Below are 13,622 nucleotides of genomic sequence, written 5' to 3'. Positions count from 1 at the left end.
CGAGTTTCGAGTTTCGATAAAAGAATAAGGCTTGCCACTGATTGTGAACTGACCCCCAATAGTTGGACACCAACATTGGGGGTTATTTTATGTCTAAGTACATCAGAGAATTAAAGCTGTGCATTGCTCAGCGTTGCCTTGATGGCGAATCATCGACATCTCTTGCAAAAGAGTTATCTATTCCTGCGAACCAAATTCGTTATTGGACTTCTGTTTACAGGATCCATGGTTCATCTTCATTTTTACCTCTTGATTATGAAAATTCCGCAGATTTTAAATTCTCGGTATTAAAATCAATGTGGGAAAATAACTGGTCTATAAGCCAAGCGAGTGCTGAATTCAATTTTTCTTCTAACGGGACTATTTCTGTTTGGTTAAAGCTTTATAATCAGTCGGGATTCCAAGGCTTACATTCCCGACCTAAAGGCAGACCATCTATGAAAACTCAATCAAATAAGCGTCCGACTAAACCTGATGAAGACATGTCACTTGATGAACTCAGAGAGGAACTGGCTTATTTGAGAGCGGAGAATGCTGTTCTAAAAAAGTTAGAGGAGCTGGACAAGTTAAAACGTCAAGCAGCAAAGAAAAAGCGTTGACTGTTCAAGCTCTAAAACACCAACACAAAATCCAGCATTTATTGCAATCCATTGGATTGCCCAAGAGTGTGTATTACTACCAATGCCAAGTGTTGAGCACTCCCGAGCCTTACGCGAATGAGATAGCGAGTATTGAAAGAATATTTCATAAGCATAAAGGTCGATATGGTTATCGACGCATTCATTATGCTTTACGTAGAGAAGGCATCTACTTAAATCATAAAACGGTTCAGCGCTTAATGGCAAAACTAGGGCTAAAATCGACCGTAAGACCGAAGAAATATCGTTCTTATAAAGGTGCGATTGGGCGTATTGCCCCGAATATTCTGAAGCGAGACTTTAAATCGACGAAACCAAATGAAAAATGGGTGACCGATGTGACGGAATTTAAAGTGGCAGGTGAAAAAGTCTATTTATCTCCTATCATCGATTTATTTAATCAAGAAGTCGTTAGTCATACTGTAGCGAGCTCACCTAAATTACATCTCGTGACCGAGATGCTAGAAAAAGCGACGAGTAAGTTAAGTCAAGCGTCCTCGTTAACTTTACATAGTGACCAAGGGTGGCAATACCAACACCGTGATTATCGTAACAAGCTAAAAGAGAAAAGAATAAATCAGAGTATGTCGAGAAAAGGAAACTGTCTTGATAATGCTGTGGCTGAAAACTTCTTCGCACTTTTAAAAACAGAAATGTACCATGGTTACCACTTTGACAGTGCTGAGCAACTTATGGCATGCATTGATGAATATATTGATTATTACAATAACGATCGGATTAAGGTGAAATTAAAAGGCCTAACTCCGGTAGAATACCGAAATCAGGCCTTAGAAGCCGCATAACAGAAATGTCCAACTTTAAGGGGTCACTTCATTGGGCAAGCCTTTTTATTTTTTAATGCATCTAGGCGATAACGAGTCTCTCGCTATCATAATCCAATTTAGCCACCGACTGCGATACGTTTCATATCCTTCATGTAACCACGTAGCTCCTGGCCAATCCATTCAACAGGATGGTTACGTAGTGCATCATTAATTTCAATTAACTGCGCATTATCCACTTGGTTGCTGGTTTCACCTAGCCCTTTACCAATCACATCTGTACCCACTTTCGGCATGAATTTCTCACGCAATAATGGTGTTGCGACATTCGCAAAAAGGTAGTTACCGTATTCAGCAGTATCTGAAATGACCACATTCATTTCATAAAGACGTTTACGAGCAACCGTATTGGCAATCAATGGCAATTCATGTAGTGATTCATAATAAGCCGATTCATCGATGATGCCAGAGGCCGTCATCGCTTCAAACGCTAACTCAACCCCAGCGCGCACCATCGCAATCATAAGAATGCCATTATCGAAATATTCTTGTTCTGAAATCTCTACGTCTGTTTCAGGGTAGTTTTCAAATGCAGTTTGGCCCGTTTCTTCACGCCAGCCTAATAGGTTTTTATCGTCATTGGCCCAATCTGCCATCATAGTGCGAGAGAACTCACCACAAATAATGTCATCCATGTGCTTGTTATAAAGCGGACGCATTAGCTCTTTAAGCTCTTCTGATAATTCAAATGCTTTCACTTTGGCTGGGTTTGATAAACGATCCATCATGTGGGTCACGCCACCAAACTTCAAGGCTTCCGTAATGGTTTCCCAGCCGTACTGCAGCAGTTTACCGGCATAACCTGGGTCAATACCTTCTGTAACCATCTTCTCATAACACACGATAGAGCCCGCTTGCAGCATACCGCATAGGATAGTTTGCTCACCCATTAGATCCGATTTAACTTCTGCGACAAAAGAAGACTCTAGCACCCCAGCGCGATGACCACCGGTTGCGGCCGCCCAAGCTTTAGCAATTTCTAAACCTTCACCTTGAGGATCGTTTTCTGGGTGCACTGCAATCAGTGTTGGTACACCAAAACCACGCTTGTATTCTTCACGTACTTCCGTACCTGGACACTTAGGTGCCACCATCACAACCGTGATGTCTTTACGGATCTGCATACCTTCTTCTACAATATTGAAGCCATGCGAGTAACCTAGTGCTGCACCTTGCTTCATTAGAGGCATCACAGTCTCAACCACATTGGTGTGTTGCTTATCGGGAGTCAGGTTCACCACAAGGTCCGCTTGCGGGATAAGTTCTTCATAACTAGCTACTTCAAAGCCATTATCTTTAGCATTTTTAAATGATTGACGTTGCTCATCAATCGCTGCTTGGCGAAGGGCATACGCCACATTCAAACCAGAGTCACGCATGTTGAGACCTTGGTTCAAACCTTGTGCACCACAGCCAACGATTACGATCTTCTTGCCTTTTAGGTAATCTGCTTCTTGAGCAAATTCTTCACGGTCCATAAAACGACAACGACCAAGTTGATCAAGTTGCTCACGTAGATTAAGAGTATTGAAGTAGTTGTTAGCCATATTGAAAATATCCTATTTTATCGTTATCCATTGAGAGTCTTCAGACTCAATAAATTCATACTAAATCAGAGCAATGATTGCGAAAAGTGCTATATTTACAATTATTCATTGCAATTTATGCAACATGATTTTTTATCAATTAGGCGTGTTCATGAATATCAAAACCTTACAGCTATTTTTACATTTGTGCAGTAGCCAAAGCTTTGCCCAATCCGCCACAGCGATGCACATTAGTCCTTCGGCATTAAGTCGACAAATCCAAAAATTAGAACAACAAATAGGAAAACCCTTGTTTGTACGAGATAATCGACGGGTAGAACTCACCGAAGCTGGTAAGAAATTACTCGATGTTGCCAGCCAAATCTCCAATCAATGGCAACAATTTTGTATCGACATTCAAGATGATAACCAAGAGCTCAGTGGAGAGATCCGCCTATTTTGTTCGGTAACGGCTAGCTTTAGCCACCTTCCACAATTACTCAGAGACTTCAGGCTATCTTATCCAAAAGTTGAACTCAAACTCTCTACAGGCGATCCAGCGCTTGCCATTGAACGGCTTTTAGTCGATGAGGCAGATATTGTCGTCTGTGCTATGCCAAGCCATCTTCCTGCTAGGCTGTGTTTCCAACCGATAGGAGATATTCCCTTATCGGTGATTGCTCCTACTGGACCGAGTAGCTTCAGTACTGAGTTACAAAAAGAACAGCCCCAATGGGAACACATACCTTTTATCATCCCAATCACAGGTACAGCACGGGAAAGAAGTAATGCCTGGTTTAAGAAAATGAAGTTTAAGCCTACTATTTATAGCCAAACATCGGGGGGACATGAAGCGATTGTCAGTATGGTTGCATTAGGATTGGGAGTCGGAATTGCACCAGATGTGGTGATCAATAATAGCCCAGTGAAAGATAAGGTACAGCGATTGAATGTTGAGCCCATCTCCCCCTTTCAATTAGGAGTATGCTGTCATGAAAGCCAACTCAATAATCCTCTCATTAAAGCATTGTGGCAAATCGCTCAAACAAAGTTTATTAAATAAAATTTGATTCAGAAACGAAAAAAGCCTTCCACTAATGGAAGGCTTTATAATAAGAACCTAGCAATGTCCTACTCTCACATGGGGAGACCCCACACTACCATCGGCGCTACTTCGTTTCACTTCTGAGTTCGGCATGGAATCAGGTGGGTCCAAAGCGCTATGGTTGCTAAGTAAATCTTGTGACGATAACAGTCAACGTCTAAATGCTGGTGCTGATACCCAGACTCGAACTGGGGACCTCACCCTTACCAAGGGTGCGCTCTACCGGGCTGAGCTATATCAGCATATATTCTCAGCAATAATTTTGCTTCGAACATAAAAAAGCCCGTGTTACACGGGCTCTTTCAAAATCAAGCCTGGCGATGTCCTACTCTCACATGGGGAGACCCCACACTACCATCGGCGCTACTTCGTTTCACTTCTGAGTTCGGCATGGAATCAGGTGGGTCCAAAGCGCTATGGTCGCCAAGCAAATTCTTTTGTTAAACGCTCAAGCGTTTAACTTAATTCGGAAAGCTGCTTTGTTATCTCTAACTCGTTCTCACACTCATTCAAGCATGTCTTATATCTATTAAGTCCATCAAAACCCTTTAGGTGTTGTATGGTTAAGCCTCACGGGCAATTAGTATTGGTTAGCTCAACGCCTCGCAGCGCTTACACACCCAACCTATCAACGTTCTAGTCTCGAACAACCCTTTAGGACACTTAAAGTGCCAGGGAAGACTCATCTCAGGGCTCGCTTCGTGCTTAGATGCTTTCAGCACTTATCGATTCCGAACTTAGCTACCGGGCAATGCCATTGGCATGACAACCCGAACACCAGAGGTTCGTCCACTCCGGTCCTCTCGTACTAGGAGCAGCCCCCTTCAATCTTCCAACGCCCACGGCAGATAGGGACCGAACTGTCTCACGACGTTCTAAACCCAGCTCGCGTACCACTTTAAATGGCGAACAGCCATACCCTTGGGACCGACTTCAGCCCCAGGATGTGATGAGCCGACATCGAGGTGCCAAACACCGCCGTCGATATGAACTCTTGGGCGGTATCAGCCTGTTATCCCCGGAGTACCTTTTATCCGTTGAGCGATGGCCCTTCCATTCAGAACCACCGGATCACTATGACCTGCTTTCGCACCTGCTCGAATTGTCATTCTCGCAGTCAAGCGGGCTTATGCCATTGCACTAACCACACGATGTCCAACCGTGTTTAGCCCACCTTCGTGCTCCTCCGTTACTCTTTGGGAGGAGACCGCCCCAGTCAAACTACCCACCAGGCACTGTCCTCACCCCAGATAATGGGGCTAAGTTAGAACATCAACACTACAAGGGTGGTATTTCAAGGTTGACTCCACATCCACTGGCGTGAATGCTTCAAAGTCTCCCACCTATCCTACACATGTAGGGTCAATGTTCAGTGCCAAGCTGTAGTAAAGGTTCACGGGGTCTTTCCGTCTAGCCGCGGGTACACTGCATCTTCACAGCGATTTCAATTTCACTGAGTCTCGGGTGGAGACAGCGTGGCCATCATTACGCCATTCGTGCAGGTCGGAACTTACCCGACAAGGAATTTCGCTACCTTAGGACCGTTATAGTTACGGCCGCCGTTTACCGGGGCTTCGATCAAGAGCTTCTCCGAAGATAACCCCATCAATTAACCTTCCGGCACCGGGCAGGCGTCACACCGTATACGTCATCTTACGATTTTGCACAGTGCTGTGTTTTTAATAAACAGTTGCAGCCACCTGGTATCTGCGACTCCCGGCAGCTTAGAGAGCAAGTCTCATCACCGCTAGGAGCGTACCTTCTCCCGAAGTTACGGTACCATTTTGCCTAGTTCCTTCACCCGAGTTCTCTCAAGCGCCTTGGTATTCTCTACCCGACCACCTGTGTCGGTTTGGGGTACGATTTCTTACAAACTGAAGCTTAGAGGCTTTTCCTGGAAGCATGGCATCAATGACTTCACTACCGTAGTAGCTCGACGTCGTGTCTCGGCCTTAAGATTTCCCGGATTTACCTAAGAAATCAGCCTACGCACTTGAACCTGGACAACCATCGCCAGGCCCACCTAGCCTTCTCCGTCCCCCCATCGCATTTGTAAGAAGTACGGGAATATTAACCCGTTTCCCATCGACTACGCTTTTCAGCCTCGCCTTAGGGGTCGACTTACCCTGCCCCGATTAACGTTGGACAGGAACCCTTGGTCTTCCGGCGAGGGAGTTTTTCACTCCCTTTATCGTTACTCATGTCAGCATTCGCACTTCTGATACCTCCAGCAAACTTCTCAGTTCACCTTCAACGGCTTACAGAACGCTCCCCTACCCAGCACAGTAAACTGTACTGCCGCAGCTTCGGTGTATAGCTTAGCCCCGTTACATCTTCCGCGCAGGCCGACTCGACCAGTGAGCTATTACGCTTTCTTTAAATGATGGCTGCTTCTAAGCCAACATCCTGGCTGTCTGAGCCTTCCCACATCGTTTCCCACTTAGCTATACTTTGGGACCTTAGCTGGCGGTCTGGGTTGTTTCCCTCTCCACGACGGACGTTAGCACCCGCCGTGTGTCTCCCGGATAGTACTTACTGGTATTCGGAGTTTGCAAAGGGTTGGTAAGTCGGGATGACCCCCTAGCCTTAACAGTGCTCTACCCCCAGTAGTATTCGTCCGAGGCGCTACCTAAATAGCTTTCGGGGAGAACCAGCTATCTCCAGGTTTGATTGGCCTTTCACCCCTAGCCACAAGTCATCCGCTAATTTTTCAACATTAGTCGGTTCGGTCCTCCAATTGATGTTACTCAATCTTCAACCTGCCCATGGCTAGATCACCTGGTTTCGGGTCTATACCTAGCAACTCGACGCCCAGTTAAGACTCGGTTTCCCTACGGCTCCCCTATACGGTTAACCTTGCTACTAAATATAAGTCGCTGACCCATTATACAAAAGGTACGCAGTCACACCACGAAGGTGCTCCTACTGCTTGTACGTACACGGTTTCAGGTTCTATTTCACTCCCCTCACAGGGGTTCTTTTCGCCTTTCCCTCACGGTACTGGTTCACTATCGGTCAGTCAGGAGTATTTAGCCTTGGAGGATGGTCCCCCCATATTCAGACAGGATAACACGTGTCCCGCCTTACTCGATTTCACTGATTATGATGTGTCGGTTACGGGGCTATCACCCTGTATCGCCAAGCTTTCCAGCTTGTTCACCTGCATCATTAAAAGCTTAAGGGCTAATCCAATTTCGCTCGCCGCTACTTTCGGAATCTCGGTTGATTTCTCTTCCTTCGGGTACTTAGATGTTTCAGTTCCCCGAGTTCGCCTCATTAACCTATGTATTCAGTTAATGATAGTTGCTTATGCAACTGGGTTTCCCCATTCGGAAATCGTAGACTCAAGTGGCTTTTACTGCCTAATCTACGCTTATCGCAAGTTAATACGTCCTTCATCGCCTCTGACTGCCTAGGCATCCACCGTGTACGCTTATTCACTTAACCATACAACCCAAAAGGGTCTTTATGTATGTCAACTAAATAAGGTTTTAGTTTGTTGATATTTAAGAGGGTAATCTTAAATATCGTTGCCGGACTCAATAGAACAAACAATACATTGTTTGTTTGAATACAAGACACTTGAATGTGTGTTGTGTGTTTATCTTAAAGATAAACATTGAGAACTTTTATTTGATAACAACATAAAGTCGTTATCAGTCAGCTTTCCAAATTGTTAAAGAGCAAAGAGTTTCTATTGAAACCACTTTTTAAAGACTTTCAGCGACAAATAGCCCCATCCAATTTATAAAACCGGATGCGTGACATCGTAAAAGTATTTAAAGAGTGGTGGGCGATACCGGGCTCGAACCAGTGACCCCCTGCTTGTAAGGCAGGTGCTCTCCCAACTGAGCTAATCGCCCATAAATTTTCTTATCTAAAATAAGCATTCCTATGGAGGAATGGTGGGTCGTGCAGGATTCGAACCTGCGACCAATTGATTAAAAGTCAACTGCTCTACCAACTGAGCTAACGACCCATATCTTCTATCTCTTAAGAGAAGGAAGTGGTATCCCGTAGGGGAGTCGAACCCCTGTTACCGCCGTGAAAGGGCGGTGTCCTAGGCCTCTAGACGAACGGGACACAGGATTTGAAAGCAATGGGATGCTTTCTGAACTCTTTTCTATATAAACCTAATCAATCTGTGTGGGTACTCATCAAAAATAATCTTCGTATAAGGAGGTGATCCAGCCCCAGGTTCCCCTAGGGCTACCTTGTTACGACTTCACCCCAGTCATGAACCACAAAGTGGTAAGCGTCCTCCCGAAGGTTAAACTACCTACTTCTTTTGCAGCCCACTCCCATGGTGTGACGGGCGGTGTGTACAAGGCCCGGGAACGTATTCACCGTGGCATTCTGATCCACGATTACTAGCGATTCCGACTTCATGGAGTCGAGTTGCAGACTCCAATCCGGACTACGACGCACTTTTTGGGATTCGCTTACTTTCGCAAGTTCGCTGCCCTCTGTATGCGCCATTGTAGCACGTGTGTAGCCCTACTCGTAAGGGCCATGATGACTTGACGTCGTCCCCACCTTCCTCCGGTTTATCACCGGCAGTCTCCCTGGAGTTCCCGACATTACTCGCTGGCAAACAAGGATAAGGGTTGCGCTCGTTGCGGGACTTAACCCAACATTTCACAACACGAGCTGACGACAGCCATGCAGCACCTGTCTCAGAGCTCCCGAAGGCACACCTGTATCTCTACTGGCTTCTCTGGATGTCAAGAGTAGGTAAGGTTCTTCGCGTTGCATCGAATTAAACCACATGCTCCACCGCTTGTGCGGGCCCCCGTCAATTCATTTGAGTTTTAATCTTGCGACCGTACTCCCCAGGCGGTCTACTTAACGCGTTAGCTCCGAAAGCCACGGCTCAAGGCCACAACCTCCAAGTAGACATCGTTTACGGCGTGGACTACCAGGGTATCTAATCCTGTTTGCTCCCCACGCTTTCGCATCTGAGTGTCAGTATCTGTCCAGGGGGCCGCCTTCGCCACTGGTATTCCTTCAGATCTCTACGCATTTCACCGCTACACCTGAAATTCTACCCCCCTCTACAGTACTCTAGTTTGCCAGTTTCAAATGACCTTCCGAGGTTGAGCCCCGGGCTTTCACATCTGACTTAACAAACCACCTGCATGCGCTTTACGCCCAGTAATTCCGATTAACGCTCGCACCCTCCGTATTACCGCGGCTGCTGGCACGGAGTTAGCCGGTGCTTCTTCTGTTGCTAACGTCAAGCAACGCAGTTATTAACTACGAAACCTTCCTCACAACTGAAAGTACTTTACAACCCGAAGGCCTTCTTCATACACGCGGCATGGCTGCATCAGGCTTTCGCCCATTGTGCAATATTCCCCACTGCTGCCTCCCGTAGGAGTCTGGGCCGTGTCTCAGTCCCAGTGTGGCTGATCATCCTCTCAGACCAGCTAGGGATCGTTGCCTTGGTGAGCCATTACCTCACCAACTAGCTAATCCCACATAGGCGTATCCAATAGCGCAAGGCCCGAAGGTCCCCTGCTTTGCTCCGAAGAGGTTATGCGGTATTAGCCATCGTTTCCAATGGTTATCCCCCTCTACTGGGCAACTTCCTATGCATTACTCACCCGTCCGCCGCTCGTCAGCGAAATAGCAAGCTATTTCCTGTTACCGCTCGACTTGCATGTGTTAGGCCTGCCGCCAGCGTTCAATCTGAGCCATGATCAAACTCTTCAATTAAAGTTTTTGTGGCCGCTCTTAAATAAAGAGACGACCGGCTCAACGAATACTGACTTCAAAACTATTCTTCTTAAAAAGAAGAAGTAACTTTAAAGCTATTATCTATCCAACAGATAGATAATGAATTGACTGTGCCGCTATTATTTATTTTCACTTTAAAAAGTGAAATCAAACCAGCTCAAGGCTGACTCTTTTAATAGCCGTTTGGTCACTCAGTTCATTGATAAATCTTTTTGATTATCATCAACGAGTGCCCACACAGATTGATAGGTTTAAATTGTTAAAGAGCTTTGCTTTCAATGGCTTGATTCTCATCTCACCTAAGCAGGATGCGTATAATACACTTCCAATTTTGAAAGTCAAGATAATATTTTCATTTAAAAACATTATTTTGACTCCACTCGTTTTGAGTGAAAATAAAAGCCCGTAGCGTTACGGGCTATTACTCAAAATTAAAGCCTGGCGATGTCCTACTCTCACATGGGGAGACCCCACACTACCATCGGCGCTACTTCGTTTCACTTCTGAGTTCGGCATGGAATCAGGTGGGTCCAAAGCGCTATGGTCGCCAAGCAAATTCTTTTGTTAAACGCTCAAGCGTTTAACTTAATTCGGAAAGCTGCTTTGTTATCTCTAACTCGTTCTCACACTCATTCAAGCATGTCTTATATCTATTAAGTCCATCAAAACCCTTTAGGTGTTGTATGGTTAAGCCTCACGGGCAATTAGTATTGGTTAGCTCAACGCCTCGCAGCGCTTACACACCCAACCTATCAACGTTCTAGTCTCGAACAACCCTTTAGGACACTTAAAGTGCCAGGGAAGACTCATCTCAGGGCTCGCTTCGTGCTTAGATGCTTTCAGCACTTATCGATTCCGAACTTAGCTACCGGGCAATGCCATTGGCATGACAACCCGAACACCAGAGGTTCGTCCACTCCGGTCCTCTCGTACTAGGAGCAGCCCCCTTCAATCTTCCAACGCCCACGGCAGATAGGGACCGAACTGTCTCACGACGTTCTAAACCCAGCTCGCGTACCACTTTAAATGGCGAACAGCCATACCCTTGGGACCGACTTCAGCCCCAGGATGTGATGAGCCGACATCGAGGTGCCAAACACCGCCGTCGATATGAACTCTTGGGCGGTATCAGCCTGTTATCCCCGGAGTACCTTTTATCCGTTGAGCGATGGCCCTTCCATTCAGAACCACCGGATCACTATGACCTGCTTTCGCACCTGCTCGAATTGTCATTCTCGCAGTCAAGCGGGCTTATGCCATTGCACTAACCACACGATGTCCAACCGTGTTTAGCCCACCTTCGTGCTCCTCCGTTACTCTTTGGGAGGAGACCGCCCCAGTCAAACTACCCACCAGGCACTGTCCTCACCCCAGATAATGGGGCTAAGTTAGAACATCAACACTACAAGGGTGGTATTTCAAGGTTGACTCCACATCCACTGGCGTGAATGCTTCAAAGTCTCCCACCTATCCTACACATGTAGGGTCAATGTTCAGTGCCAAGCTGTAGTAAAGGTTCACGGGGTCTTTCCGTCTAGCCGCGGGTACACTGCATCTTCACAGCGATTTCAATTTCACTGAGTCTCGGGTGGAGACAGCGTGGCCATCATTACGCCATTCGTGCAGGTCGGAACTTACCCGACAAGGAATTTCGCTACCTTAGGACCGTTATAGTTACGGCCGCCGTTTACCGGGGCTTCGATCAAGAGCTTCTCCGAAGATAACCCCATCAATTAACCTTCCGGCACCGGGCAGGCGTCACACCGTATACGTCATCTTACGATTTTGCACAGTGCTGTGTTTTTAATAAACAGTTGCAGCCACCTGGTATCTGCGACTCCCGGCAGCTTAGAGAGCAAGTCTCATCACCGCTAGGAGCGTACCTTCTCCCGAAGTTACGGTACCATTTTGCCTAGTTCCTTCACCCGAGTTCTCTCAAGCGCCTTGGTATTCTCTACCCGACCACCTGTGTCGGTTTGGGGTACGATTTCTTACAAACTGAAGCTTAGAGGCTTTTCCTGGAAGCATGGCATCAATGACTTCACTACCGTAGTAGCTCGACGTCGTGTCTCGGCCTTAAGATTTCCCGGATTTACCTAAGAAATCAGCCTACGCACTTGAACCTGGACAACCATCGCCAGGCCCACCTAGCCTTCTCCGTCCCCCCATCGCATTTGTAAGAAGTACGGGAATATTAACCCGTTTCCCATCGACTACGCTTTTCAGCCTCGCCTTAGGGGTCGACTTACCCTGCCCCGATTAACGTTGGACAGGAACCCTTGGTCTTCCGGCGAGGGAGTTTTTCACTCCCTTTATCGTTACTCATGTCAGCATTCGCACTTCTGATACCTCCAGCAAACTTCTCAGTTCACCTTCAACGGCTTACAGAACGCTCCCCTACCCAGCACAGTAAACTGTACTGCCGCAGCTTCGGTGTATAGCTTAGCCCCGTTACATCTTCCGCGCAGGCCGACTCGACCAGTGAGCTATTACGCTTTCTTTAAATGATGGCTGCTTCTAAGCCAACATCCTGGCTGTCTGAGCCTTCCCACATCGTTTCCCACTTAGCTATACTTTGGGACCTTAGCTGGCGGTCTGGGTTGTTTCCCTCTCCACGACGGACGTTAGCACCCGCCGTGTGTCTCCCGGATAGTACTTACTGGTATTCGGAGTTTGCAAAGGGTTGGTAAGTCGGGATGACCCCCTAGCCTTAACAGTGCTCTACCCCCAGTAGTATTCGTCCGAGGCGCTACCTAAATAGCTTTCGGGGAGAACCAGCTATCTCCAGGTTTGATTGGCCTTTCACCCCTAGCCACAAGTCATCCGCTAATTTTTCAACATTAGTCGGTTCGGTCCTCCAATTGATGTTACTCAATCTTCAACCTGCCCATGGCTAGATCACCTGGTTTCGGGTCTATACCTAGCAACTCGACGCCCAGTTAAGACTCGGTTTCCCTACGGCTCCCCTATACGGTTAACCTTGCTACTAAATATAAGTCGCTGACCCATTATACAAAAGGTACGCAGTCACACCACGAAGGTGCTCCTACTGCTTGTACGTACACGGTTTCAGGTTCTATTTCACTCCCCTCACAGGGGTTCTTTTCGCCTTTCCCTCACGGTACTGGTTCACTATCGGTCAGTCAGGAGTATTTAGCCTTGGAGGATGGTCCCCCCATATTCAGACAGGATAACACGTGTCCCGCCTTACTCGATTTCACTGATTATGATGTGTCGGTTACGGGGCTATCACCCTGTATCGCCAAGCTTTCCAGCTTGTTCACCTGCATCATTAAAAGCTTAAGGGCTAATCCAATTTCGCTCGCCGCTACTTTCGGAATCTCGGTTGATTTCTCTTCCTTCGGGTACTTAGATGTTTCAGTTCCCCGAGTTCGCCTCATTAACCTATGTATTCAGTTAATGATAGTTGCTTATGCAACTGGGTTTCCCCATTCGGAAATCGTAGACTCAAGTGGCTTTTACTGCCTAATCTACGCTTATCGCAAGTTAATACGTCCTTCATCGCCTCTGACTGCCTAGGCATCCACCGTGTACGCTTATTCACTTAACCATACAACCCAAAAGGGTCTTTATGTATGTCAACTAAATAAGGTTTTAGTTTGTTGATATTTAAGAGGGTAATCTTAAATATCGTTGCCGGACTCAATAGAACAAACAATACATTGTTTGTTTGAATACAAGACACTTGAATGTGTGTTGTGTGTTTATCTTAAAGATAAACATTGAGAACTTTTATTTGATAACAACATAA

General features: G+C 46.5%; 4 protein-coding genes, 4 tRNA genes and 6 rRNA genes. 3 read left to right on the top strand and 11 right to left on the bottom strand.

The window, feature by feature from the left end; translation table 11 throughout:
* Positions 1 to 89 precede the first annotated feature (89 nt).
* Together VCA1004_RS00645 and VCA1004_RS00640 are read left to right on the top strand one after the other, a co-directional pair.
* On the top strand, positions 90 to 599 hold the full coding sequence (locus VCA1004_RS00645) for a helix-turn-helix domain-containing protein (RefSeq protein WP_086981789.1): 510 nt from the start codon (positions 90 to 92) through the stop codon (positions 597 to 599).
* The gene (locus VCA1004_RS00640; protein ID WP_086981067.1) at positions 596 to 1,441 is read left to right on the top strand and encodes an IS3 family transposase; all 846 of its coding nucleotides are present in this window, start codon (positions 596 to 598) and stop codon (positions 1,439 to 1,441) included. The genes VCA1004_RS00645 and VCA1004_RS00640 overlap by 4 nt, the downstream gene beginning before the upstream one ends.
* Before the next feature lie 98 nt (positions 1,442 to 1,539).
* On the opposite strand, the gene ilvC is transcribed toward VCA1004_RS00640, so the two are convergent.
* Positions 1,540 to 3,027, bottom strand: a complete 1,488-nt coding sequence (gene ilvC, locus VCA1004_RS00635) for a ketol-acid reductoisomerase (RefSeq protein WP_086981942.1) — start codon at positions 3,025 to 3,027, stop codon at positions 1,540 to 1,542.
* A 151-nt stretch (positions 3,028 to 3,178) separates the two neighbouring features.
* On the opposite strand from ilvC, the gene ilvY reads away from it, so the two are divergent.
* Positions 3,179 to 4,069 carry an HTH-type transcriptional activator IlvY gene (gene ilvY, locus VCA1004_RS00630; RefSeq protein WP_086981941.1) on the top strand — a complete coding sequence of 297 codons (891 nt, stop codon included), beginning with the start codon at positions 3,179 to 3,181 and terminating at the stop codon, positions 4,067 to 4,069.
* A gap of 55 nt (positions 4,070 to 4,124) precedes the next feature.
* Here ilvY and rrf (VCA1004_RS00625) read toward each other — a convergent pair.
* The 10 genes from rrf (VCA1004_RS00625) to VCA1004_RS00580 form a co-directional block, all read right to left on the bottom strand.
* Positions 4,125 to 4,240: ribosomal RNA gene (rrf, locus tag VCA1004_RS00625) — 5S ribosomal RNA — on the bottom strand.
* Positions 4,241 to 4,276: 36 nt separating this feature from the next.
* Positions 4,277 to 4,353: transfer RNA gene (locus VCA1004_RS00620), tRNA-Thr, on the bottom strand.
* Between the two features lie 70 nt (positions 4,354 to 4,423).
* Positions 4,424 to 4,539 (bottom strand): 5S ribosomal RNA (gene rrf, locus VCA1004_RS00615).
* Between the two features lie 131 nt (positions 4,540 to 4,670).
* Positions 4,671 to 7,558 (bottom strand): 23S ribosomal RNA (locus tag VCA1004_RS00610).
* A gap of 340 nt (positions 7,559 to 7,898) precedes the next feature.
* Positions 7,899 to 7,974: transfer RNA gene (locus VCA1004_RS00605), tRNA-Val, on the bottom strand.
* Between the two features lie 40 nt (positions 7,975 to 8,014).
* A tRNA-Lys gene (locus tag VCA1004_RS00600) sits at positions 8,015 to 8,090 on the bottom strand.
* A 28-nt stretch (positions 8,091 to 8,118) separates the two neighbouring features.
* Positions 8,119 to 8,194, bottom strand: a tRNA-Glu gene (locus tag VCA1004_RS00595).
* 92 nt (positions 8,195 to 8,286) lie between these two features.
* A 16S ribosomal RNA gene (locus VCA1004_RS00590) occupies positions 8,287 to 9,829 on the bottom strand.
* Positions 9,830 to 10,286: 457 nt separating this feature from the next.
* Positions 10,287 to 10,402 (bottom strand): 5S ribosomal RNA (gene rrf, locus VCA1004_RS00585).
* A gap of 131 nt (positions 10,403 to 10,533) precedes the next feature.
* Positions 10,534 to 13,421, bottom strand: a 23S ribosomal RNA gene (locus VCA1004_RS00580).
* The 16S, 23S and 5S rRNA genes sit together here with 4 tRNA genes alongside, the layout of an rRNA operon.
* Positions 13,422 to 13,622 lie beyond the last annotated feature (201 nt).

Origin of the sequence: Vibrio aphrogenes (assembly GCF_002157735.2) — a bacterium.
Taxonomy (GTDB): Bacteria; Pseudomonadota; Gammaproteobacteria; order Enterobacterales; family Vibrionaceae; genus Vibrio; species Vibrio aphrogenes.
The sequence above is the reverse complement of the archived record's forward strand: the minus strand, read 5'-3'. Positions and strand labels throughout refer to the sequence as shown.